Raw genomic sequence first — 23,781 nt, forward strand, 5'->3', positions numbered from 1 at the left:
GCGGTCAGCGCGCCGGGTCGTCGGCCGGGCGCAGCTCCACGGTGCCGGCCTGCCACCGGTCCGCGAGGGTGGGGCGCAGAGGTCGGGCGAGCTGGGTCATGATGCCCCGGCCGCGCAGTTCGACGCTGCGGCCCAGCACCCAGCGTGCCGCCTCGGGGGCGTCGGCCCGGTGAATCGTGGCCGCCGACGCCAGAACGTGTCCCTGCTCCATCTTGGCCAGCGTGGTGAGGCGGGCGGCCTCGTTGACCGGGTCGCCGATGACCGTGTACTCGAACCGCTTGGCGTGGCCGATGTGTCCGGCGATGACGGTGCCGTAGGAGACGCCGATCCCCGCCGTGAGCGGGGCCAGGTCAGCGAGTCTGCTCTGCAGTGCACGCGCGGCCCGCAGCGCACGGCCGGCCTCGTTGTCCACCTCCAGCGGCGCCCCGAAGACCGCGAGCAGGGCGTCGCCCTGGAACTTGTTGATGTACCCGCCGTTGGTGTCGACGGACTCGACGGCGATCCGGAAGAAGTCGTTGAGCACGGAGACCACCTCGGCCGGCTCGTGGGCCGCCGCGAACTCCGTCGAACCGGTGAGGTCGACGAACAGCACCGCGACCTGGCGCTCCTGCCCGCCCAGTTCGGTGCCCCGCTCGAGCGCGTTGCGTGCGACGTCCTCGCCCACGTAGCGACCGAAGAGGTCCTGGATGGCCTCACGTTCCTGCAGGCCCGTGACCATCTCGTTGAACCCCTGGGCGAGCTGGCCGATCTCCGAGCTGTCATAGATCGTCACGCGGGTCTCGAGATCGCCCTGCTTGACGCGACTGACGCCCGCCTGCATCTCGCGCACCGGGTCGGCGATCGAGTCCGAGACCAGCCCCATGCCGATCGCGCCGGCGATCACGGCGACACTCGCCAGCACCGCGAGGGCGACGAGGATCAGACCGGGGTCGTCGCCGAACAGGCCGAACCAGTGTCCGGTGAGGATGAGCAGGATGCCCGCGATGGGGATGACCGTGGTCAGTGACCAGCCGAGGAAGATCCGGCGACGCACACCGGGGACATGGCGGCTCTCCGGCACCCCCCTGGACAGGGCGCGGACCGTGATCGGTCGCATGATCCGCTCGGCCTGGAGGTAGGAAATCAGGCAGGTGGTGCTGCCGCCGAGCAGGCTGGTCACCGCCACGATGAGAGCCAACCTGGGGGAGTGGCCCACGTTGACGGCGACGAACAGCAGCGTCCCGGTCACCCACATGGCCCCCGAGATGAGCGCCTGGTGGAACGGCAGGCGCAGGGTACGGCGACGGATGGCGCCGTCGAACTCCGCGCCCGACCGGTCGACCCGCAACACGGGCAGGAGGAGCAGCGTCGAGGCGATGACGCCGCCGACGAAGGCCAACACGAGATAGCCGATGAACAGGTACTGGTTGAGGAAGCGGAACTGGTCGAGGTCGAGGAACCGGTCCATCGGCAGGACGAAGCGCAGGAACGAGAACACGAAGACCGCGCCGATGATGTTCGCCTGCACCATCGTCAGGGCATAGACGGGCCAGGGGGTGGCCCACAGCCACCTGAACAACCTGACCCATCGTTCCATCGGCCCAAGCCTAGTTCGCACCGGTGATGCCGGGAACGTAGGTGTGTCGGTGGGCGGGGATAAGGTGGGGACCATGCCCGGGGTGTTCGATCGGTTGGCCGGACAGGCCGACGTCGTGGCGGAGCTGACCGCTGCCGCCACGGCCGCTCGTGCCCGCGTGCCGGGACAGGGGTGGGATGCCTCGGACGCCCGGATGGTCCACGCCTGGCTGTTCACCGGTCCGCCGGGCAGCGGCCGCAGCGTGGCGGCCATGGCGTTCGCCGCCGCCCTGCAGTGCGAGGACCCGGACGTGGTGGGCTGCGGGGAGTGCCGGGCATGCCACACGGTGCTGGCCGGCACCCACGCGGACGTGCACCTGCTCGCCCCGCAGGGCGTCAACATCCTCCTCAAGGACGTCAAGGAGACCATCCACCGCGCGGCGAGCCGCCCCGGCACCGGGCGCTGGCAGATCGTGGTGGTCGAGGAGGCGGACAGGCTCACCGAGCAGTCCGGAAACGCCCTGCTCAAGGTGGTGGAGGAGCCGCCCAGTCGGACCGTGTTCCTCCTGTGCTCGCCGACCACCGACCCGATGGACATCATGGTGACCCTGCGGTCGCGCTCGCGGAACGTCGCGCTGCGTCAGCCGGACGCGTCGGCGGTCGAGCGTGCGTTGCTCGCCGGCGGGGACGCGATAGACCCCGATCTGGCCCAGTGGGCGGCGTCGGTCTCCTCGGGCCACGTGGGCCGTGCCCGGTGGCTGGCGACCGACGAGGCGACCCGGGAGCGCCGGGACGTCGTCCTCCAGCTGCCCATGGTCATGCACAATCCCGGCCGGGCGTTCCCTCTCGCGGACCGGCTCGTCAGCGCCGCGGAGCAGGAGGCGTTGGCACGCAACAGTGAATCCGACGAGCGCGAGGTCGAGGAGCTGCGCACCGCGCTGGGTGCGGGCGGCACCGGTAAGGGCACCGCGTCGGCCGGGCGGGGTGCGACGGGCGCGGTCAAGGAACTCGAGAAGGCCCAGAAGTCGCGACGGACCCGGTCCACCCGCGACTCACTGGACCTCGCGCTGGTCGACCTGGCGGGGTTCTACCGGGATGCGCTCATGTCGGCGCTCGGCGCCCGCGAGGTCGACCCGGCCCATCCGGACAAGGCGGAGGAGGCCGCGAGGCTCGGTGGCCACTACCCGGCCGCGGCGATCCTCCGGGCGATCGAGGCGATCCAGAAGTGCCGGGCGGCGATCGAGGTCAACGTCAAACCCAAGTTCGCGGTGTCCGCCATGGTGGGCGCGATCCGCGAGGCACTGGGCTGACAACCGGGGCGGGGGCGGGTCGTTTTCCGGCGACGGGGGTCCGTCGGATATAGTTGCGTCGCCCCACAAGGGCTCGCCGCGTTAGCTCAGTCGGTAGAGCATTTCACTCGTAATGAAAAGGTCGTCGGTTCGATTCCGACACGCGGCTCTGACAGTAAGACCAGGCCAGGGGCCGTTTCCGCACTAGGCGGAGGCGGCCCCTTCGTCGTGCGTGGACACACTTTGGACACGAACCGTCCCGATGGACGCGGATCGGGCCTCATCGAGACGCGCCGCCACCGCCTCCAAGTCGTCCGGAAACAGGTCGGAGTACACGTCCAACGTCATGGCCGCGCTGGCGTGGCCGAGCATGGTCTGGACGGCCTTGACGTTGGCCCCGGCGGAGATGGCCAGGGACGCCGCCGTATGGCGGAGGTCGTGGGGCGTGACCTCCGGGAACCCCGGGTCATCGAACCGCGCCGCCATGAGGGCCGGCGAGAACACCCGACGCCGCCAGTTCGACAGGCGGAGCACCCGGCCACCGGGGCCGGTGAACACCAAGGCATCCCGGGACCGGCCGACCATGAGGGCGGCGAGATCGGTGGCCAGGAACGCCGGGAAGGGGACCGTGCGCCGCGTGGAGGTCTTCCCCGGGGTGGTCACGACCTTCCCACCGGCTTCGGCCACCGACCGCTGGACCGTCACCCGCCGGCGGAGCATGTCCACGTCGGCCACGGTGAGCGCCGCCGCCTCACCGAACCGTAGCCCGGTATATGCGAGGAACCGCACCAGGGCGGCGTCGTGGGCCTCCAGACGGCCCGCCAGGGCCTCCACCTGGCCGTGGGTGAGGTAGCCCCTCACCCGATGCTGGCGGCGCGGGAGAGGGACGTCCAGGGCCGGGTTCGTGGCCAGGTGGCCGTCCTCCACGGCCACGGCGAGGATCTGCCGGAAGACACCGACCGCCCGCGTGATCGTGGACGGCCCCACCCCGGCGGAGTGGATCTCCGACACCCACGTCCTCACCGCTGACGCCTTCACCTTCCCCACGGGGACCTCCGACCACCGTGGGGCCACATGGGATCGGTACACGGACAGGTTCGACGCCCTGGTGGTCTCCGCCAGGCCCGCCAGGCCCGACTCCCACCTGGCGGCGACGGTGCCCACCGTGGCGCGGCCGGCCGACGGTGCGACGTACCCGCCGGTCATCTTCGACACCTCCGTGGAGGCGGCGAAGGCGGAGGCGTCCCGCTTCGTGGTGAACCCACGCTTGCGCGTGGTCTTGCCCTCCGGCGTGCGGTAGCGCACCTCCCACTTCTCCCCGCCGGCGGTGGCGTACTTCGTGATCGTGGCCATGTCAGTTCTCCTCCGTGGTGCCGCGCATGAGCGCCACGCGGCGGTCTATCAGTTCGGCGTCGGGCTGGCCGAAGTCCAGGACGGCCAGGATCTGGTCGCGGCCGTCGGGGTCCAGGGTGGCCAGGACCTCCGGGGTGGCGGCGGTGGCCAGCCGGTCCAGGCACGCCCCGACCTTCCAGGAGGCCCCGCGAAGGGCCACGGCGGCGGACTCCAGGGCATCCCAGGCGGCCATGGCGGCCCGGCGGTCGGCGGTGCCCATGAGCAACGCCTCCACGTCGGTCTCCAGGACCCGGGCCAGGACGACCAACTCCGCCGCCTTCACCACCTGGTCCCCCTTCTCTATGCGGGACACGGTGGTCTGGCGGGCGGCGGACCATCCGGCCTCACGGAGCCGGTCGGATAGGTCTCCCTGACTCCATCCCCGGTCCTCCCGAAGTCGTCGGATTGTCTCCCTGACCGTGGTGTCTACGTCGTCCATGTCGTCCTCCTGGTGGGTCTTCGAGGTCCACGCTAACACTGTAGCGGTTGACAAACCAACACAACCCAAGGAAGGTCGTACGTGTTAGGCACCAACAACGGATGGAGGTAACGCCATGAGCGTGAACCGAGAGAGGCCCTGGACCACCAGGGAGACGGCGGAGGCCACCGGGATCCCCGTGGGGACCCTGAACTACTGGCGGCACATCGGGACCGGGCCGGCGTACGCGAAGGTCGGCAAGCGGGTCTACTACGACCCTGCCGCCGTGTGGGCATGGATCGACGCCCACGTGACCACCCCGGAGACGGGGGCGGTGTCGGCATGAAGAACGAGAGAAGCCGCCCCACTTTCAGTGGAGCGGCCCCCGAGAACCTGCCCAGTTCTGACCTCCAGGATACCGTGGCGGTCCAGGATCTGGGAACCACTTCTCACTCCGTGGGCGGTGGTCGGTGATGCTTCGCTACGACTATTCCAAGGCTATCGCCCTCCGGGAGGCGGAAGCCATGGCCGCCGCCACGGGGTTACGTGGTGGTCACGCCCGTAAGCCCCAGACGGAAGCCGAGATCGAACGGGAGCGGACGGTGTGGCACCGCGCCGACCGTAAGGCCCGCCGGCGCGTTGATGCCGAGGAGCGCGGTCTGACCCGCCAGGAGATGCCACGGCCCGTCACCCTGGCGGAGATGCTGGCCCAGCCCGATGAGGAGGTCCAGTACCGGGTGGATCGTCTCCTGCCGGTGGGTGGCCACGCCATCCTGGTCTCCGCCTACAAAGCGGGTAAGACCACGACGGTGGGCAATATCGTCCGGTCCCTGGTGGACGGTGACAAGTTCCTGGGGAAGTACGACGTGGCCACGGTGGGCAAGGTCGCCGTGGTGGACGACGAGATGGATGAACGCACCCTCCGCCGGTGGTACCGGGACTTCGACATGGACGGTGCCGACCGGGTCACCATGTACACCCTCCGTGGTGCCCTCTCCACGTTCGACCTCATGGACGACACCGTCCGGGAGGAGTGGGTGGAGCGGATCCAGGGCCACGACGTCCTGGTGGTGGATTGTCTCCGCCCGATCCTGGACGCGCTGGGGCTGGATGAGAACCGGGACACCGGTCGGTTCCTGGTGGCCCTGGATGCCCTGGTGAAGGAGGCCGGTGTCGGGGAGGTCGTCCTGGTCCAACACATGGGCCACAGCGGCGAGCGGGCACGCGGGGACTCACGTCTCCAGGACTGGCCGGACGTGACGTGGAAGATCATCCGCGACGACCCGGACGACCCCACCAGTCTTCGGTACTTCTCCGCCTTCGGCCGTGACGTGAATGAGCCGGAGCAACTTCTCACGATGGACGACCGCCGGAACCTGACGGTGTCGGTAGGGGGCCGCAAGGAGGCGAAGGTGGCCGGTGCCCTGGAGGCGGTCCTAGAGGTCCTGAAGGACGCCGGGGAAGCCCTCACCGCGAAGGAACTGGAGAAGCGGCTGGAGGCCAAGGGCGTCGGACAGAAGGCCGCCAGGGACGCCGTGAAGGAGGGCCGGCGGCGGTTCCTGGTGAAGGTGGAGAAGGGGGCGCACAACGCCAACCTTCACTCCCTGGACCCCGCCGCCGGAGTGGGTCCAGGTGCCCCGGATTCCGCCGCCACACCAGTGGATGAGGGGTAGTTCGTCAGTTCGTCCTAGTTCGTCGGACGAACTGAAAAACCCCAGGTCAGTAGTTCGTCAGTTCGTCTATAGACGAACTGACTGAACTACCGAACTGAAAACGGCCTCCGGTGACGAACTGGAGGCCACACAAAACGGACCTCACCGCATGAGGCGGCGAGGCAGATGGAGAGGCAGGAACAGCATGTCCCAACTTTTTGACGAAGGTGACTGGGTCGCCATCGGTACGACCGACGGACAGTGTCCCGTCGGGGTGGTGGAGGCGGCGACGGAGACCGCCGTCCGCGTGGCCCTGGTGTCCGCGCTGACCGGGGAGCGCCTGGGGCGGTCCATGGTCGTCCCGGTGGTCCGGATCGTGGACTGTGAGGTCATCACAGGGCCACCGCTTCACCGCGACTACCCGGAGCGTTACCCGGCCGTCGATATAGATGCCCTCTGGCACTTCCAGCGGGCGTTCCAGCGCCAGCACCAGGACGCGGTGGATGCGGGGTGGCAACGATGAGCGCGAGGCCGAAGGCGGCGGCGGAGATCACCACTCTCCGCCGGGAATGGGACGACCTGGACCGCGTGGTTATCGCGCTGGACGCCACCGAAGCCCTCATCCGCCTGGGGTACGTGGACCAGGCGTGTGGAGGGTGTCTCTGGGGGCAGCACTACAAGCCGGCCCTCCGGGAGGTCTTCGGTGAGCACAACTGGCAGGACCGCCAGGTGGCCCAGACGTACGTCCTGGACCGCCTTCACACGATGGACCCGGCCGGCGGCCACGGTGTGGACCAGATCGTCCGCGACACGGTCCTGGCTCTCCTGCCAGGCCAGGACGACCGGCGGCGGCAGGACCTCCGCCTGGAGTCGGTGGTGGCCCGGGAGGACGTGGAGGACTACGCCGCCACACTCCAGGCGGTCCAGGTGGCCCTGACAGGTGACGACGGGGACTCATCGTGGGAGCCGGTGGATCTGTCCCAGTACCTCACCGACGATGCCCGGGAGTTGGACCGATGAGGCGGCGGATCCGCCTCCGGCCTCTCACCCGCCGGTACCTCCTGCCCACCACGGCGGCGGCGGCCGGCCGGTACGTCCCGCCGCCGCCGGATCCCGACGACGGACCGGTGAGGTTCGGCGTGACGGTCCCGGAGGTCTCCATGGCGGCGGGGGAGGCCCTGGCCGTGTACGGGGGCCAGGAGGACCGGCTCTGGCTCTGGCGGGATCGACACCCGGAGTCCGCCGAGGTCCACGACGGCGTGAGTTCCACGGAGGCGGGCGTGGACATGGACTGGATCCAGCCCACTACAGAAGAAGAAGAACAACACCCCACCGCATGAGGCGGCGGGGACCTACAGATAGGAGGCCATCATGGCCACGAGTGAGTTCTACGGAGTACCGGACCGCATCGTGCGGCTGGCCCGTGATACCCAACAGGAGGCCCAGGAGGCGGGGATGAAACTCTCCGATGCCCAGGCCATCCAGGCGGCGGCCACCGTTGTGGCCGCATGGGAGGGGAGGGCGGCGGCATGACCGACGAACTACGCGCCACAGACGCCGCCGATCCCCCCGTGGACGCCCTCACGGCCGGCGGAAAGGTCCGGATCATCGGAGCCGTATGGGCGGATGATACGAAGCGCCTGGAGGACACCATCCTGGACGCGGAGAACCTTCGACGGCTCTATGGGGACGCGGCGGAGGGGGCTGGTGATCTATGACCGCGAAGCCGAAGCCGCCGACGGTGGCCACCTACTGGGACTCCGCCCCGGTGCCTGGCGAGTGGGCGGAATCCGCCGCGTGCGCCGGGCTGGGACTCCACGACGACGTCCTCCACGGGGAGTCCGTGGAGGAGCGTGACGCCCGCTACCGGGCGGCCGGGGAGGTCTGCCGATCCTGCCCCGTCCTGGCCGAGTGCAACGCCTGGAGGCTGGAGACCCCCCGCCAGCGCCGGGTGGGCGTGATCGCGGGGGTCGTGAGGGTCCCACGGCGGTGGGGCGAGTTGGATCTCCTGGCCCCGGAGGAGGAGGACGCCGCCTAGCGTCCACCCCTCTACGGGCGTATCCTGGAGGTGTACCTACTCCGACGGGGGTACACGGTGGGCGGCGGTGGAGATGACTCTCCACCGCCACTCTCCACCGAAGGTCCACGAAGGGCAGGACGCCCGGACCGAAGACGTCGAGAACTTCCGGCCTGACGGCCGACCCCCGGGGATGGACTTCCACGGGACCAGATAACACCGCCGCACCGCGACGGGCGTCGAGGATGACTCCTCCGCCATCCGGATCCCGGCGGCGGTCCCGACTACCCCAAAGGGGAGAATCATCATGGCACTAGGAGACCTGGCCTTCCTGGCCGGCAACGCTGACAATGAGGGCGTACTGAAGGAGTTCCGGACCGCGCTGGTCGAGCGCGTGGAACTTGAGTCCGCCGCCTTCCGGGCGGGGACACTCATCACCACCGGGACCTATCTCGCCCAGGTCCCGGTCCTCCGGTCCGGGGCTACGGCGAACTGGACCCCGGAAGCCACGGCCATCACGGAGTCCGCGCTGACGCTGGAGACGACGCCGGCCACCCTCCACAAGGTCGCCGCGCTGACGTCGGTGAGCAACGAAGCCCGGCTGTCACAGGCGGTGGACCTGGTCAAACTCCACACGCGGTCCATGGCCCGCGACACGGTCCAGAAGATCGACGCGGCCTACTACGGGGACGGAACCACGCCGAACGCCCCGGCTGGTCTGGGGTCGGTGGCCGACGTCGAGGAGGTCACCCCGACCACCCTCACCAGCCTGGACGCGCTGGTGGAGGCGGCGGGTGCCCTGGAGGTCAACTACCGCCAGGCCACGCACCTCCACGTCCATCCGACCACCCTGGTCCGCCTCCGGCAGATCAAGGAGTCGGCGGACAGTGGGAAGTCGCTGGTGGACGACGGTGTCACCGCCGGCACCGACAACGTCCGACGGTTGGCCGGGATGGAACTGGTGGTCTCCCCGGCGGTGGACCCGGGTGTCATCTGGGCCACCGACAAGTCCGGGGTCTTCGTCCTCCGGTCCACTGACGTCCGCTTCGACGTGGACACGTCCGTGGGCTTCCGTGAGGACGTGACCGCCATCCGGTCGGTGATCGGGGTGGGCTTCGCCTTCCCGGATCCCACGGCCGTGGTGAAGATCGTCCTCCCGGCGGAGTAACGGACGACCGTCCATGACCACCAGGCCAGCGCCGTCGTCACCCGGGACTTCCCCGATGGTGGCGGCGGCGTTGTGCCTGGTCACCGGCCACGCCAGCGGTGGTCGTTGTGGACTTCCTCTAGATCACCCGTCCAGTTGGCTGAGGTACCCAGGGGGCTTGACCCTAGTCCCCGCCTTCCATGATCGGCTAGGCATTGCATCCGAGGCCGTGAGCAGGCATTTCTGGAGGACTTCGAGGATCCACCCCGCCCCGACAATGTAACGAACAGACTTTGGCCTCTGTGGAGGCCCTACAAACGCCCAACTAGGAGGGCACCATGACCAGGAAACGATCCCGGGGACTCCGGGCGGTGACCGCCATCAAGGCCGTCATCCCTGACGGCGTGGAACTGGATGAGGCCGACGAAGACCTCCTGGCGGCCATCCGCCGGGCCTACGACCGGGCGGAAGCCCTGGATGAGGACCTGGCCAGGGAGAGGGCGGCGGCGGAGCCATCGGCCAACCGGATCTCCCTCCTGGCCGCCGAGATTCGACTTCAGGAGTCCCAGGGCGAGAAGTGGGGCCGGGGCATCATCGAGCGCGTCGAAGCCCTGGTGAAGCCCAAGGAAAAGGACCGACGCGCCCAGCACGCGGCCAACGTCCGATGGCACGGCGTCCACTCAGGGGGTGCGTAGGTCATGGCCCGACTCACCGCCCCGACCGGTCCCGTCGGTGACCTTGTGGGCGCCTACCTGACGTCGCCGGCCACCCGGCAGATGCACCTCTACGCGGACATGGCGGGGACCCAGAACCCGGCCACCAGGGCCGCCGCCGCCCTCCGACGTGGAGATGCGGCCGTTGTGGACTCCTCCGCCCTTCCCCGGGAGGTGGCGGCGGAGTTCTTCGACCCTCACCGCCTCACCCACGCCCGGGTCCGCCTCCAGCGTGGCAAGGCCCCCCAGGTCGTGGACGACACCGTGGTCCCCTTGCGGAAGCCGGAGCCGGAGGAGCCGACCGTGGAGACCCAACCCCTGGACGCCGGGGAGGTGACGGACGATGAGTAGCACCTTCCGCGCCGCCCTCCAGTCACGCCTGGGCCGTCCGGCCACCGACGCCGAGGTCGCCCGGGCCTACGCCATGGGGCCGGCGGCGGCCCGCCTCATCGTGGCCACCACGGGGCCGGTCCCACGGTCCTCCCACCCCGACCAGGCCATAGCGGCGGTGGCGGTGAACATGGCCGCCCGGGTGATCGAGGCCGGCGGGGTCCTGGAGTTCACCACGGAGGACTGGCGGGACCTGGAGCGGATCTCCGCCCTCTACCGGCCGGTCCACACATTCCTTCTGGCCTAGTGGCGGCGGAGCGGGCGGAGGAGTCCACGGAGACGACCTATCCCCGCGTCCCTGGGGTGGAAGGCTAGGGAGGGGGGGATAGGCCGTCTATGGACCACCTGGAGACCATTCCGGGGATATGCCCAGGTGTCGACGCCGGGCTATCGCACTCGCCACACCTCCCCGTGCTTCATCCGGAAGGTCGCGGTGGTGCCGTCCTCTGCCATCCCGGTCACCTCCAGGCCGACGCGGTTGACGGCTTGCTTCCGCACGGAGACCCACGATGAATGGGCGGGGGAGTAGACGTCCCTGAAGTCGCCCGTTCCCCCTTCCACCTTGTACGGCCGTTCTGGTCGTGATGCCATTCCAACTCCTTCGGAGTAATCCCCTGGACCGGGCGCGCCTAAACTAATGCCTCACCCTGGAATGTCAAGCCCCGTCAACTTAGTACACGACGCCCGGCTCTCCCGGGGGCATGTACGGGGTCCGTGGAGTCTGGCCGGTACGCGGCCACCCTGGGACCACCATCCGCGCCGCCCAGTAGACGCTGGCGGCGTCTTCCATGCCTTTCCCGCCCAACCTCCAGGGACCCGTGGGGGTCTGGGGCTGGAGGGAGGCGGCGGCCTTCTCTAGGAGGTACGCCTTCCAGTGGTCTCGGACGTCCACGGACACCACTCCATCGACGGCCGCGACGTGCTGACCGTCGGGGCCGTGGAAGGTGAACGTGAGACCGGGCATGTCGTCATTGTGCGCCGATGGCCCGACATGGCGGTGGCGGAGGATGCCGACGTGGACACACTTTGGACACAAACTCCCCACAACACCCCCCACCTAGCCAACGGTGACAACACACAACACCCCTGGTGGGGAGGGGTTCGGGCCTCCCACCAGGGGTGGATGATTGTTCTCGTAATGAAAAGGTCGTCGGTTCGATTCCGACACGCGGCTCCATCGGAACGCCGAACGCTGTCAACCCCCGCCCTCCCAGGTCCGGGGTTTTCTGTCGTCCGGTCCGCTTCCCGGGGGCGACATGATGCCTGGCTCCCGGGTCCCGCCGAATGTCCTGCGCTCGCGATCATTGACGGTGACGACGATCACTCGCTACTGTCAGGTAACAGTTTACGTAGTTGCATATCGTCGGCTGTTCGCCCCTCGATCAAAGGACTCCCATGACCACTGCGCCCCTGCTCGTCGAGCGAGCGGACCACATCGAGACGTGGACGATGAACCTGCCGGACTCCCGGAATCCCATCTCCGATCCGGCGATCGTCGACGCGCTGTGTGATCAGGTCGCCACGGTCAACGGGGATCATGACGTCCGGGCCGTGGTCCTGACGGGTGCCGGTTCCGCGTTCTCCGCCGGCGGGAACGTCAAGGACATGGTGGACAGAGCGGGGATGTTCGGCGGCAGCCCGTATGAACTGCGTGACGGGTACCGCCGGGGTATCCAGCGGATCCCGCGCGCCCTGTATCACTGCGAGGTGCCGGTGGTCGCCGCGGTGAACGGGCCGGCCGTCGGTGCGGGATGCGACCTCGCCGTGATGTGCGACCTGCGGGTGGCGTCGACGAGGGCGTGGTTCGCGGAGAGCTTCGTCCAGCTGGGGATCATCCCGGGCGACGGCGGTGCATGGCTGCTGACCAAGGCGATCGGCCCGGCGCGGGCGGCCGAGATGGCGCTCACCGGCGACCGGGTCAAGGCCGAGCAGGCCGCCGCGTGGGGGCTGGTGAACGAGGTCGTGGAACCCGATCAGCTGCTGGAGGCGGCCCACACTCTCGCCGCGCGGGTGGCCAAGAATCCACCGCACTCGGTGCGCATGGCCAAGAAGCTGCTCCGCGAGTCACAGCACCAGTCGCTCGAGTCGCTCCTCGAGCTGTCGGCGGCGATGCAGGCGCTGGCGCACCACGCCGAGGATCACCGCGAGGCGCTCGCGGCGTTCGGGGACAAGCGCGCCGGCGAGTACACAGGTCGCTGATCTCCGTCTCTCGGCCGGGCCGGGGCTGGGTCTGGCTCCGACACGCGACCAGGCTCAGCGCAGGCCCCATTCCGTCGCGTGGCGGAGGCAGATGCGGGCCAGTTCCTCGCTGCGTTCGACGATGAGGTCGCGCGCGGCGATGACCCCCACGGTCGCGATCGTGCGGCCCCTCTCGCGCAGGGCGACTGAGACGCCGTCCCCGCCGTCGACCGCCACGCCGGGGGCGGTACACACCCCGGTCTCGCGGAGTTCCTCCAGGGAATCGAGAAACCTGTCCACGAACTCGGATTCCGCGGACGGCCGGGCGTTGAGGTAGGCCCAGATGTCGCGCTTCTCGCGGTCGGCGAGCAAGAGCCAGCCGGACGAGGTCCGCAGCAGTGAACGCCGCAGGCGGTTCTCCGCGATGTACGAATAGTGCGGGTCGTTGGAGACGTGGTCCACGTAGAACAAGTCGTCACCGACATCGGTCGACAGGGCGGTGGTGAGCCCTGTCTCCGCGTGCAGGGCCAGGAGCTGGTCCCGCGACACGGACGTCACGGGCGGGCGACCAGCGATGACGTTGAGTAGATACGGTGCCGTACCCAGGGTGTATACGCGGTTGCGCTCGTCGAGGTATCCCACCGCCACGAGCCCGTTGAGCAGGCCCTGCGTGGAGCTGATCGGGGCCTCGAGCGCTTTTGCCACCGCAGTGAGCGTCAGGCCGGATCCCGATCGGGCGACGAGTTCCATGATCGCCGCGACCCGGTCGACCATCCGGTGCCGGGGACGCTCGGGGACCTTGTCCATGCGGGGCACGTCCACCGCCCCGTCGCCTCCCACGTCCGCTTGCGTCATGGGGTAAGACTATCCGCCCCTGCGGGACGACCGGGCGAATACGAGAGAGCGTAGTGGAATCCCCTATTGCGTAAAAGCGCCGACCGTGCGATTCTCGAACACGTGGTCCGGGTCACCCTTCGGCCCCGATCCGGCAGCCGACACCCCAATCCCCTTCGAGGAGGCCCGATGAGGTCCGCACTCGCACCACCGACCACCCTGGCGTCGGCGGACATGGACGCCCTACGGGCGGAGGTCCGCGACTTCCTCGGCGGCGAGATCGCCGCCGGCCGTCTCACGCCGTGGATCGACACCTGGCTGACCCGGTGGGACGAGGACTTCACCCGTCGTCTCGCCGAGCGCGGCTGGGTCGGCATGGCGATCCCCACCGAGTACGGCGGCCGAGGACGCACGCACCTGGAGCGCTTCGTCGTCACCGAGGAACTCCTCGCTGTCGGGGCGCCCGTGGCCGCGCAGTGGGTCGCCGATCGGCAGATCGCCCCCTCGCTCCTGCGGTACGGCACAGAGGAGCAAAAGCGCGAGTACCTGCCGCGCATCGCGGCGGGAGAGTGCTGTTTCGGCATCGGGATGAGTGAACCGGACTCGGGTTCCGATCTGGCCAGTGTGCGGACGAAGGGTGTGAGGGTCGACGGCGGCTGGGCCGTCTCCGGCACCAAGGTGTGGACCTCCGGTGCCCAGCACGCGGAGGCGTTCATCGCCCTCGCCCGCACCGAGCCGCTGGACACCGCCCACCGGCACGCGGGGCTGAGCCAGTTCATCGTCGACCTGCGCAGCGAGGGCGTCACCATCCGCCCGATCGTCTCCCTGTCCGGCGACCACCACTTCAACGAGGTCGTGCTCGACGAGGTGTTCGTCCCCGATGCCCGCGTGTTCGGTTCCCTGGGCCGGGGCTGGGAGCAGGTCAATTCCGAGCTGGCCTTCGAGCGCAGCGGCCCCGAGCGGTTCCTCTCCTCTTTCCGCCTGTTCGCCGCCGAGATCGGCGCGATCGCCGAGGGGACATTGCCCGCCCGCACCGACCTCGGCCGCTCGGTCGCGCGGATGGCGGGGCTTCACGCCCTGAGCCAGAACATCGCCGGGGCGCTGCAGCGCGGCGAGCCCGCCGACAACGCCGCGGCACTGGTCAAGCTCCTCGGAACCACCACCGAGGGCGACATCGTCGACGTGGTCTCCGCCAGGCTCGGCGACGAGTTCGCGCCGGGCGAGGCGGACGCGGCCGCGTCCGAACTCACGGATCTGCTCCGTGCCGGACTCCATCAACGCCCCGGCTTCACGCTGCGCGGCGGGACCAACGAGATTCTGCGCGGCGTGATCGCGCGGGGAATGGGGATGAGATGAACGGGCGCACCGCTTCCGACCGGACCATCGAGGCCGTCGACCTGGCCGTTGACGAGGACCTCGAGTCGATGATGGCGGGTGTCCTGGCGCAGTTCTCCGGGCCCACCGTCGACCCCGACGCGACTGCGGTGTGGCGGGCCCTGTCCGAGGTGGGGATCGGCCGGCTCACCGGCCCGGAGGAGACCGGGGGCAGCGGGGCGGGCTGGGCGGAGGCCGCCACGCTGCTGAGATTGGCCGCCGCCGCCGGGGTCGCGGTCCCGTATGCGGAGACCGACCTCGTCGTCGGGCCGCTGCGCCGCGCGGTCGGCCTGGACGACTCCGCCCCGGGGACGGCGACCCTCGCCGTCCTCGGGTCCGACTCCCGCGCCCGGCGCGTGGCCTGGGCCGGGGCCACCGATTCCGTGCTGTTCGTACGCCGGTCCGCCGCCGACGACGACGGGCGACCCCGCTTCGAGGTCGCGGACATCCCGACCGACCGGGCGGCGGTCACACCCGTCGACGGGACCTCCGCGGTGGCACTGGGCGACCTCAGCGCGCCCGACGACGCCGCGTGGACCCCGGTCGACGCCGCTCCCGTCGAAGCGGCGGTGCTCCGAGGCGCCCTCGCCCGGGCCGTCCAGTCCGTGGGCGCCGCCGAGGGGATGCTCGACGCGGCGATCGCCCACAGCACCGAGCGCAACCAGTTCGGTCGGGCGCTGGCCGAGTTCCAGTCGGTGCAGAACCTCGTCGTCGACATCGCGGCCGAGACCGTCCTCGCCCGCGCGGCGGTCGACCAAGCGGTCGCCGACGCGCTCGACACCGACCTCGGGGGGCCGCTGTCGGGATTCCGCGTGGCCGTGGCCCGCAGCGTGGCCTCGCAGACCGTCGCCGTCGCCGTGCGCAACACCCATCAGGTGCACGGCGCCATCGGCACCACGCACGAGCACACCTTGCACCGCCTCACCCTGCCCGCTCTGCAGTGGCGCGGTGAGTTCGGCTCCGCGGCGTTCTGGGAGAGCCGACTCACCGACGTCGCACTCGCGGGCGGGATGGACGGGGCATGGCCCATGGTCGTCGAGGGCGCTCGGGTCGAGGGTGCGGCCGCCGGTTGGCTCGACCGTGTGACGGGCCCCTGAGTCGTGGCCGCCACGCCGTACGCGGATACGCCGCGGACCGGGGCTCTCACCGACATCCGTGTCGTGGACCTGTCCCGGGTCCTGGCCGGACCTCTGTGTGGTCAGATGCTCGCCGACCACGGTGCTGATGTCGTCAAGGTGGAGCCACCGGGCGGGGACGAGACCCGGGGCTGGGGTCCGCCGTTCGTGCGGGAGGACCACAGCGCCTACTTCGACGGTCTGAACCGCAACAAGCGGAACATCAGCATCGACCTGCGCAGTGAGGAGGGGCAGTCACTCCTGGCGAGGATGCTCGCGGAGGCGGACGTCGTCATCGAGAACTTCAAAGCCGGGACCCTGGAAGCGTGGGGATTCGGCGACGCCGAGCTCGCCGTGCGGTTCCCCCGCCTGGTCCACTGCCGCATCACCGGGTACGGCGTCGACGGTCCGCTGGGCGGCGCACCCGGTTATGACGCCGTCCTCCAGGCGCTGTCGGGGCTCATGAGCATCAACGGGGAGCCCGACGGGCCGGCCATGCGCATTGGTATCCCCCTGGTGGACATCGTCACCAGCCTCAACGCGATGACCGGCATCCTCATGGCGTTGCACGTCAGAGAAACCACCGGGCGCGGGCAGCTCGTCGACCTCGCCCTGCTCGATAACGCCGTGTCGATCCTGCACCCACACGCCGGGAAGTGGTTCGCCACGGGCGAGCCCCCGGCCAGGACAGGCGTCGCCCACCCGACGATCTGCCCCTACGAGACCTTCACCTGCTCAGACGGCCCCTTCTTCATCGGCGCGGGCAACGACGGGCAGTTCCGCTCCCTCGCCGTCGCGCTGGGTGAACGCGCACTGGCCGAGGATCCGCGGTTCCTCACCAACTCGGACCGTCTCGCGCACGCCGGAGAACTCCGGTCGCTCCTCGGGGAGCTCGTCGGCGGCATCGATCGCGCCGACCTGGCGGACCGCCTCCGTTCGGCGGGGGTTCCCTCCGGCGCGGTCAACGATGTGGGGGAGGCGCTCGCGATGCCGCAGGTCATGCATCGGGGCATGGTGGTCGAGCGGGAGGGATACCGCGGTGTCGGGATCCCCGTCACCTTGTCCGACACGCCCGGATCCGTACGCTTCGGACCGCGCCCCCGCGGAGCGGACACCGATGCGGTGCTGGCCGGGTTCGGGATCGGCCCGGCCGAGGTGGCCCGCCTACGGGAGGCGGACGTGGTGAGCGGCGCGGACGACCGTTCCTGACCCCGCCGCACCGCGCGCCACGGGCCGCGATCTCGGTACCCTCGACACCAGTACCGAGAAAGGTCGTGTCGTGGAATTCCTCCTCATCGCCGCAGTGATCGCGGTGGCCGTCGCCGTGGTCTCCCGCAGCCAGAACAAGGGCCAGACCCAGCTGGAGGCGCAGCACAATCACCACCTCGCCGACCACCGGGCCGAGGCGGCCCGATGGGTCGAGCGGCTCGGGGGCCAGGTGTTCAACCTGGATGGCACCGACGAGGCGTCCAAACAGGCCATGGCCGACGCGTCGGAGCGCTACACGGCGGCGGTCTCCGAGTTGGAGAATGCCCGCACCCCGGTACAGGCGCAGCTGGCCAAGGACACCGCGCTGGAGGGTCTGTACTACGTGCGTGCCGCCCGCTCGGCGATGGGCCTGGACCCGGGCCCCGAGCTGCCCAAGACCCCCGGCCAGGACCGCGCCGGCCGCGTGACGGAGGACCGCGAGGTCGAGGTCGAGGGCCGGACCATGAAGGCCGCGACCGATCCGAGCGACGAGACCCCGCACTACTATCCGGGCGGCGTCGTGGCCGGTCGACCGGTCCCCGCCGGCTGGTACTCGGAGCCCTGGTGGGCGTCGGCCCTGACCACGGGCGTGTGGATGATGGGCTCGATGATGATGTTCAACATGATGTTCGCCGGGATGTCGGGCATCGGGTACTCCGGTGAGGACTTCGCGTCCGGGGTGGGCGAGGGCGGCGCCGACGTCAGTGACATGGGCGGCGGCGACGGCGGCGAGGGTTTCCTCGACGGCGGACTGATGGGCGGGGACGGCGGCGATGGCGGAGGCGACGGCGGCGGATTCTTCGACGGTGGCCTGTTCGGCGGCGACGGCGGGGGAGACGGCGGCGGCGGTTTCTTCGACGGTGGCCTGTTCGGCGGCGACGGCGGCGGATTCTTCGACTTCTGACCGGGCCGCGGTTGACCGTGGGCCGTCCGCGGCTGCTCAGCAGCCGGTCAGGACTCGGTCCATCGCGTCGCGCTCGGCCTGCGTCACCCACAGGCCGTACCGGTCCTTGACCAGCACCTGGCGCGAGACGTACGAACACCGGAACTCGCGACGGGGCGGGAGCCAGGTGGCGGTGTCGCCGTCGCCCTTCTGCTGATTCGCCCACCCGGCCACGGCCAACAGGTTGAGCGGGTCGTTGGCGAAGTCACGCCGCTGCTCCTCGGTGAGCTGCTGTGCGCCCTTCTGCCACGCGTCCGACATCGCCACCACGTGGTCGATCTGAACCTCCGATGACGTGTCTTGCCCGCGGACGAAGTCAATCCGCTCCCCGGTGTACGGCCCCTCCAGGACGCCGGTGAGGACCACGCAGTCCCGCGTGCCGGGCCGAAAGGTGATGTCCTGCAGGTCGCGCTGGAGGATGTCGTTGCGGGTGTCGCAGCCGTTGCGGCCGAACTCCACGGACACGTCGTCGGTCCACGACTGCCCGAACAGGTCGCGGTCGTACCCCGTCTTGGGCGCCCGGCCCTTGACCTCGAGTTGCGGCAGGGCCCCGCGGGCCGCCGCGACCAGGGGATTTACGGGCTCGCCGGCGTCGGGGTCGACCGGGGGCGCGGGCTCGGCGGGGGGCGCCGGCTGCGCGTCGACGGGCGGGGGCTCCACCAGCGACGACGGCGAGGTGTTCCCCTCCGGGTCGACCGCCGACGTCGCGGGAGTGCCGACCGTGCCCGGAGCGCCGACCGTGCCCGGGGCGCCCTCCTCGGGTTCGGCGCACCAGCCGATCCCGGCCAGCACGGCCACCCCGAGGACGACGGCACCGATTGCACGAGGGGTTCCGGAACTCATGCGGGGCACCCTATCGAGGGCCTCCGACACCCCCGCCCGCGGCCGAGCATCACCGCGGGCCCGAGCGCACCCGCGGGCGCGCCCGTACCCCTGATCGTCGTGGCGCCCGTACACCTGCATCGCAGCCGCTCCCCGGGGTGGCGTCTCGCACCCGCTTCGGGGCAGGCGAGACGCCATGTTGACGTGCGGCTGTGGCCCGGGCGTACAGCCGCGCGAGCGAGACGCCAGGCGCGGGAGCGGCTGCGCGGCGATGCGGCGATGCGGCGATGCGGGTCTGCGGGGGCGCAGGCGTAGCGGCCATCGTTCCCGAGCGCCCTGCCACTCAGGGGAGTGCACGTGCGCTCCCGCCGGGCCGACTAGCGTGGCCCGCGATGCCCCCCGCCACGTCCAGCCGCCGACCCGCCCCGGGCACGCCCGACGACCGCACCCCGGGCACGCCCGACGTTCCCGCGCGGGCCCGGCCGACGAATCGCGGTCGGCTCGTCCTGGCGGCCTGCGCGCTGGTGGTGGTGGCGGCCACGGCGGTGCGCACCTGGGTCGCCGCGGCGGGCTGGTTCTACTGGGACGATCTCCTCCTGCACGGCAGGGCGGCCGCGCAGGCGTTCCCGGATCCCGCGTTCCTGTTCGCGGACCACGACGGTCACCTCATGCCCGGCGCGATGGCCCTGACCTGGGTCGCGGCGCACGTCGCGCCGCTGGACTTCCGCGTGCCGCTGGTACAGATCGCGCTGCTCCAGCTGGTCGCGGGCGCCGCGCTCGCCCGGATGCTGTGGGTCCTGCTGGCGGGCCGGGCGATCCTGCTGGTCCCACTCGTGGCCACGCTCGCGATCCCGCTCGGCCTGCCGTCGGCCACGTGGTGGGCGGCCGCCCTCAACGCGCTGCCGCTCGCCGCCGCGATGGCGTGGACGGTGGCGTCGATAATCCTGCTCGCCCGCTCGGGTCGCCGACGCCATGCCGTGGGTGCCGCGGTGGCCACGGCTCTGGGGTTGCTGTTCGTCGAGAAGGCGCTCATCATCCCGGTGGTGGCCGCGGCGGTGCTGCTGGGGTCGTGGTGGACGGGCGGCGGAACACGCAGTGAGCTGCTGGCCCTGTGGCGTCGGACCCGCTGGGCCTGGTCGGCACTGGCCGCGATCGTCGTGGTGTGGGGGGCGGTGTTCCTCGTCGTCGTCGGCCGTCTCGGGGGAGGATCGTCGGGCGGGTTCCCGGCCGGGCCCGAGGGCGGGGACGACACCGGCGGCACCGGCGCCGGGAGCCCGGGGCCCGGATTCGTCGACCTGGTGGACCACACCTACCGGCTGGCGGTGGTGCCGACGCTGGGCGGGGGACCGTGGAGCTGGGAGCGCTGGCACCCGGGACCCCCGATGGCAGACCCGTCGACGATGGCCGTCGTCGTGGGCGCCCTGGCGGTCGCGGCGGTCCTGGCGTGGTCTCTTCTCACCCGGCGGCGCACCGGTGCGGTCTGGGCGGCCGCGGCGCTGTACCCGCTGGTGACGGTGGTCCTGGTCGCGGTGGGGCGCACGGGGCCGGACACCGCGACGGAGATCGTGCAGACCCTCCGGTACCACTCCGAACTGCCGGTGGTGCTGGCTGCGGCCGCCGCTCTGGCGATCGCCGCACCGCGCCGGCAGGACGCCCCGCGCCGGCAGGACGCCGCGCCCAGGGAGCGCGCCGCGCCCGAGGAGCGCGCCGCACCGCCTCGCGGCCGCGCGGGGACGTGGCTGCCGGCGGCGGGCGCGCTCGGCCTGGTCGCGCTGCTCGCCTCCTCCGCCGTCTCGACCGTCTCGTACCGCCAGGCGTGGTCGGAGCAGCCGTCCCGCGACTACACCGAGCCGCTGCTCGCGGCGCTGCGCGAGCGCACCGAGCCCCTGCTCGACAAGGAGGTCCCGCTCGAGGTGCTGCTCCCCCTGACGACGCCCGCCAACCGGCTGTCCGCGCTGCTCGCCGGGGTGCCGGGGGTCCCGGCGGTGGGGGCGTGGACCCGCGACCCGGTGGCGATCGACGCGCACGGGGCGCTGCATCCCGCCGACGTGGTCCCGGGCCGCACCATCCCGCAGGGGCCGGTGCCCGGCTGCGGCCACCGGGTCGGCCCGGACGGCGCCCGGATAGCCCTGGACGGTCCGCTGCTCGGGCGCGACTGGGTGGCGCGGCTCCATCTCCTCGCTGACGCGGACGGTCACGTGGCGGTCCGCCTCGACGACGGCGACGAGGTGACGGCCCCCGTCCAGGCCGGGCCGGGGACGGTGTACGTCCGCCTCGAGGGCGGGGGGACGGGCCTGACCGTCTCCCCGGGCGGGGGCGCCTCCCAGCTGTGCGTGGGCAGCGGACCGGTCGGCGTACTCGTGCCGCGCTGAGGTTTCACGGCCCGGTGGACCATAATGGGCGGGTCGGACGGCGGGCCCACGGACGCCGAGAGGGACACGGACACGGACAGGGCCAGAACACGGACAGGTCCAGGAACGGAGGCGGGTCATCGACATCGCGTTGGTCATGATGACCCTCACCGCGCTCCTGGTGGTGCCCGGCGCGATCGTGGGCGCCGCCGCGCAACTGCCCCTGCGTCTCGCGCTGGGCACGTCGATCCCGGTCTCGTTCGGGATCGCCGCGATCGCCGGCTACGTCTACGGCCGGGTCGGGGTGCCGTGGTCGCTCGGCGCCTACGTGGTCGCCACGGCCGCGACCGCCGCGGTGGTCGGCGTGGTGGGGCTGCTGATCACCGGGGCGACATGGGTGTGGCGACGACGACGACGAGGCCGCGACGCCACGCCGGCGGACGGGCGACGCCGTCGCCGGCGCCGCCGAACCGGTCGGGTCGGCCGACTCCGCAGGGTTCGCGGGACCGCCGGGGTCGAGCGCCCCGGCCGGGTGGACGGCCGGCCCGGGCGGCGCTCGTGGTGGTGGCTGCTGCCGGGCGCGGCGATCCTGACGAGCGCCTGGCTGATCGGCCAGATGATCCTCACCGAACTCTCGGCGACCCCCGGCGGCACGGCGAACATCTTCCAGGGCTGGGACGCCCACTGGCACGCCAACTACATCCGCTTCATCCATGACCTCGGCGTGGCGTCGCCCGACCTCGCCGGGGAGCTGCGTTACCCGGAGAACGGCGCGACGCTCTACTACCCGAGCACGTGGCACTCGATCGCCGCCCTGGTCATGGGCCTGCGCGGGATCGGCGCCGTCGAGACGTACAACCTCGTGCAGATCGGCAGCGTCGCGCTCGTGTTCCCGCTGGGCGTGGCGGCGTTGGCGTGGCTGATCACCCACCGCCGGTTCTCCCGGCCCGTGGTGGCCACCTCGGCGGCCGTGGCCGCGATGGCCACCCCGCTGTTCCCGGGTCTGCCGTTCGTCGAGGTGATGGTGGCCGCCACCCCGTCGGCCGTGGCCAACGGTATGGCCGGTCTGGGGGCCGCGGTCGTGGTGGCGGCCCTGGCCGATCGGCGGTTCATCCCCGCCGCCGCGCTCGGGCTGGTCGGTATCGGCGGCGTCCATCCGTCGGCCATGGTCACCGCGGCCGTGTTCGTGCTGTTCTGGTGGCTGTTCGACGGGCTGTGGCGGCCGGTCCGCGGCCGCGTGCGCGACTTCGTGGTGTTGGCCGGCATCGGGCTGGCCGGGGTGCTCACCTTGTTGCCGCAGGTGCTCACGGTGTCCGAGGAGGCCGACGACATCTCGGCCTTCGAGTTCCAGATCGACGCCGACCGCGCCGCCACCTGGGGCAAGGCGGTAGCCCTGCAGGTGCGTCATGTGGAGGACTGGGGCGTGCGGTGGGTGCTGCTGTCCCTGGCCGCGCTGGGCCTGGTGGTGATGCTGCGCCGCAAGGTGTTCTGGCCGCTGCTGCTGTGGGGCGGGCTGCTGGTGGTGTGCGTCAACTCGATGAGCGTGTTCGGCAACTGGACCGGCGGTGTGCTCCGCGGGATCGGCAGCATCTACTACAACGACCCCCGCCGGATCGGGGTGGTGCTGGCCGTGGTCGTGGCCGCGGCGGTGGGTGTGGGCGTCGGGGCGACCGTCCAGGCGCTGGCGGGATGGTTGGGCAGGCTGGTCGATCCCCTCACCGACCCGGACGGTGGCGGCGTCCGGCTCGCCCGGGTGGCCGTGGCGCTGGCCGCCCTGGTGGGGGTGGGGTCCTGGGTGGTGCAGGCCTCGCCCGAGTACGCGGTCGCGGCCGGGGTGAACCAGCGGTGGAACCGCATGGTCGACGAGCACGACCTGCGCGCCTTCCGGTGGCTGTCCGAGCAGCCGCAGGCCTACTCGGGTCTCATCTACACCAATCCCGACGAGGGCTCGGGCTGGATGTACGCCACCGACGGGTTGCCCTCGACCTCGCGGCACTACCTCCAACCCGGTTCCACGACCCCGCTGACGACCTATCTGTTCTCCCGGATGGACGAGGCCGGGGTGAACCCCCGCGTCGACCGCGCGTTGGCGGAGCTCGGTGTGACGTACGTGTACGTGAGCCCGCCCAACTACTGGGGGTTCCAGAAGCCCAACGAGCACCTGTTGCGCCTCGACGGCACGCCCGGCCTGGCCAAGGTGTACGCCGAGTCGCAGGTGCGGATCTACGCGGTGCGGGACGCGTTCACCGACGCCGAACTGGCGCAGATTGTGGAGGACTCCCCGTTCCCGCCCGAGCGACGGTCCCCGCTCACCCGGGCGACCGGGACATACGGGCCGGAGTGA

The 23,781-nt window shown here is 71.0% G+C and carries 25 protein-coding genes and 1 tRNA gene; 21 read left to right on the forward strand and 5 right to left on the reverse strand.

Annotated features, from left to right (window positions below; translation table 11 throughout):
• Positions 1–4 precede the first annotated feature (4 nt).
• Positions 5–1,576 carry an adenylate/guanylate cyclase domain-containing protein gene (locus VZF99_RS02120; protein ID WP_407335584.1) on the reverse strand — a complete coding sequence of 524 codons (1,572 nt, stop codon included), beginning with the start codon at positions 1,574–1,576 and terminating at the stop codon, positions 5–7.
• Between the two features lie 73 nt (positions 1,577–1,649).
• On the opposite strand from VZF99_RS02120, the gene VZF99_RS02125 reads away from it, so the two are divergent.
• The gene (locus VZF99_RS02125) at positions 1,650–2,864 is read left to right on the forward strand and encodes a DNA polymerase III subunit delta' (protein WP_407335585.1); all 1,215 of its coding nucleotides are present in this window, start codon (positions 1,650–1,652) and stop codon (positions 2,862–2,864) included.
• 75 nt (positions 2,865–2,939) lie between these two features.
• Positions 2,940–3,012: transfer RNA gene (locus VZF99_RS02130), tRNA-Thr, on the forward strand.
• Between the two features lie 35 nt (positions 3,013–3,047).
• Here VZF99_RS02130 and VZF99_RS02135 read toward each other — a convergent pair.
• Together VZF99_RS02135 and VZF99_RS02140 are read right to left on the reverse strand one after the other, a co-directional pair.
• Complete coding sequence (locus VZF99_RS02135) at positions 3,048–4,196, reverse strand: tyrosine-type recombinase/integrase (protein ID WP_407335586.1); 1,149 nt, start codon at positions 4,194–4,196, stop codon at positions 3,048–3,050.
• 1 nt (position 4,197) lies between these two features.
• Positions 4,198–4,674 carry a helix-turn-helix domain-containing protein gene (locus VZF99_RS02140; protein WP_407335587.1) on the reverse strand — a complete coding sequence of 159 codons (477 nt, stop codon included), beginning with the start codon at positions 4,672–4,674 and terminating at the stop codon, positions 4,198–4,200.
• A gap of 115 nt (positions 4,675–4,789) precedes the next feature.
• On the opposite strand from VZF99_RS02140, the gene VZF99_RS02145 reads away from it, so the two are divergent.
• From VZF99_RS02145 to VZF99_RS02205, 13 genes are all read left to right on the forward strand, one after another.
• Entirely contained in the window at positions 4,790–4,999 is a 210-nt protein-coding gene (locus VZF99_RS02145) for a helix-turn-helix transcriptional regulator (protein WP_407335588.1), read from the forward strand.
• Between the two features lie 178 nt (positions 5,000–5,177).
• Positions 5,178–6,326 (forward strand): AAA family ATPase, encoded by a 1,149-nt coding sequence (locus tag VZF99_RS02150; protein WP_407335589.1) that lies wholly within the window; start codon positions 5,178–5,180, stop codon positions 6,324–6,326.
• Positions 6,327–6,510: 184 nt separating this feature from the next.
• On the forward strand, positions 6,511–6,828 hold the full coding sequence (locus tag VZF99_RS02155) for a hypothetical protein (RefSeq protein WP_407335590.1): 318 nt from the start codon (positions 6,511–6,513) through the stop codon (positions 6,826–6,828).
• Positions 6,825–7,325, forward strand: a complete 501-nt coding sequence (locus tag VZF99_RS02160; protein WP_407335591.1) for a hypothetical protein — start codon at positions 6,825–6,827, stop codon at positions 7,323–7,325. Before VZF99_RS02155 ends, VZF99_RS02160 begins: the two co-directional genes overlap by 4 nt.
• The gene (locus VZF99_RS02165; protein ID WP_407335592.1) at positions 7,322–7,645 is read left to right on the forward strand and encodes a hypothetical protein; all 324 of its coding nucleotides are present in this window, start codon (positions 7,322–7,324) and stop codon (positions 7,643–7,645) included. The genes VZF99_RS02160 and VZF99_RS02165 overlap by 4 nt, the downstream gene beginning before the upstream one ends.
• A gap of 31 nt (positions 7,646–7,676) precedes the next feature.
• Positions 7,677–7,838, forward strand: a complete 162-nt coding sequence (locus tag VZF99_RS02170) for a hypothetical protein (protein ID WP_407335593.1) — start codon at positions 7,677–7,679, stop codon at positions 7,836–7,838.
• Positions 7,835–8,023, forward strand: a complete 189-nt coding sequence (locus tag VZF99_RS02175) for a hypothetical protein (protein ID WP_407335594.1) — start codon at positions 7,835–7,837, stop codon at positions 8,021–8,023. The genes VZF99_RS02170 and VZF99_RS02175 overlap by 4 nt, the downstream gene beginning before the upstream one ends.
• Positions 8,020–8,343: a WhiB family transcriptional regulator gene (locus VZF99_RS02180; protein ID WP_407335595.1), complete on the forward strand. Its 324-nt coding sequence runs from the start codon at positions 8,020–8,022 to the stop codon at positions 8,341–8,343. Before VZF99_RS02175 ends, VZF99_RS02180 begins: the two co-directional genes overlap by 4 nt.
• Positions 8,344–8,629: 286 nt before the next feature.
• Entirely contained in the window at positions 8,630–9,490 is an 861-nt protein-coding gene (locus tag VZF99_RS02185) for a phage major capsid protein (protein ID WP_407335597.1), read from the forward strand.
• 317 nt (positions 9,491–9,807) lie between these two features.
• Complete coding sequence (locus VZF99_RS02190) at positions 9,808–10,164, forward strand: hypothetical protein (protein WP_407335598.1); 357 nt, start codon at positions 9,808–9,810, stop codon at positions 10,162–10,164.
• A gap of 3 nt (positions 10,165–10,167) precedes the next feature.
• Positions 10,168–10,533 carry a hypothetical protein gene (locus VZF99_RS02195; protein ID WP_407335599.1) on the forward strand — a complete coding sequence of 122 codons (366 nt, stop codon included), beginning with the start codon at positions 10,168–10,170 and terminating at the stop codon, positions 10,531–10,533.
• Positions 10,526–10,819, forward strand: a complete 294-nt coding sequence (locus VZF99_RS02200) for a hypothetical protein (protein ID WP_407335600.1) — start codon at positions 10,526–10,528, stop codon at positions 10,817–10,819. The genes VZF99_RS02195 and VZF99_RS02200 overlap by 8 nt, the downstream gene beginning before the upstream one ends.
• Before the next feature lie 1,148 nt (positions 10,820–11,967).
• Entirely contained in the window at positions 11,968–12,771 is an 804-nt protein-coding gene (locus tag VZF99_RS02205) for a crotonase/enoyl-CoA hydratase family protein (protein WP_120284728.1), read from the forward strand.
• Between the two features lie 54 nt (positions 12,772–12,825).
• On the opposite strand, the gene VZF99_RS02210 is transcribed toward VZF99_RS02205, so the two are convergent.
• On the reverse strand, positions 12,826–13,524 hold the full coding sequence (locus VZF99_RS02210) for an IclR family transcriptional regulator (RefSeq protein ID WP_120285184.1): 699 nt from the start codon (positions 13,522–13,524) through the stop codon (positions 12,826–12,828).
• Positions 13,525–13,773: 249 nt separating this feature from the next.
• Between VZF99_RS02210 and VZF99_RS02215 the strand changes: the two genes are divergently transcribed.
• The 4 genes from VZF99_RS02215 to VZF99_RS02230 all read left to right on the forward strand — a co-directional run bounded on the left by VZF99_RS02215 (position 13,774) and on the right by VZF99_RS02230 (position 18,225).
• The gene (locus VZF99_RS02215; RefSeq protein WP_120284726.1) at positions 13,774–14,940 is read left to right on the forward strand and encodes an acyl-CoA dehydrogenase family protein; all 1,167 of its coding nucleotides are present in this window, start codon (positions 13,774–13,776) and stop codon (positions 14,938–14,940) included.
• Positions 14,937–16,055, forward strand: coding sequence for an acyl-CoA dehydrogenase family protein (locus VZF99_RS02220; RefSeq protein WP_120284724.1), 1,119 nt, complete (start codon positions 14,937–14,939; stop codon positions 16,053–16,055). The genes VZF99_RS02215 and VZF99_RS02220 overlap by 4 nt, the downstream gene beginning before the upstream one ends.
• Positions 16,056–16,058: 3 nt before the next feature.
• A complete protein-coding gene (locus VZF99_RS02225; RefSeq protein WP_120284722.1) occupies positions 16,059–17,282 on the forward strand; it encodes a CaiB/BaiF CoA-transferase family protein in 1,224 nt (407 codons plus the stop codon).
• A gap of 70 nt (positions 17,283–17,352) precedes the next feature.
• Positions 17,353–18,225: a DUF1542 domain-containing protein gene (locus VZF99_RS02230; RefSeq protein ID WP_120284720.1), complete on the forward strand. Its 873-nt coding sequence runs from the start codon at positions 17,353–17,355 to the stop codon at positions 18,223–18,225.
• A gap of 36 nt (positions 18,226–18,261) precedes the next feature.
• Here the strand turns inward: VZF99_RS02230 and VZF99_RS02235 are convergent, their stop codons facing one another.
• A complete protein-coding gene (locus VZF99_RS02235) occupies positions 18,262–19,107 on the reverse strand; it encodes an HNH endonuclease family protein (RefSeq protein WP_407335601.1) in 846 nt (281 codons plus the stop codon).
• A gap of 371 nt (positions 19,108–19,478) precedes the next feature.
• Between VZF99_RS02235 and VZF99_RS02240 the strand changes: the two genes are divergently transcribed.
• Both VZF99_RS02240 and VZF99_RS02245 read left to right on the forward strand, forming a co-directional pair.
• Positions 19,479–21,458 (forward strand): hypothetical protein, encoded by a 1,980-nt coding sequence (locus VZF99_RS02240; protein WP_407335602.1) that lies wholly within the window; start codon positions 19,479–19,481, stop codon positions 21,456–21,458.
• A gap of 136 nt (positions 21,459–21,594) precedes the next feature.
• The gene (locus VZF99_RS02245; protein ID WP_407335603.1) at positions 21,595–23,781 is read left to right on the forward strand and encodes a DUF6541 family protein; all 2,187 of its coding nucleotides are present in this window, start codon (positions 21,595–21,597) and stop codon (positions 23,779–23,781) included.

The organism is Dietzia kunjamensis (assembly GCF_045689975.1).
Lineage (GTDB): Bacteria > Actinomycetota > Actinomycetes > Mycobacteriales > Mycobacteriaceae > Dietzia > Dietzia kunjamensis.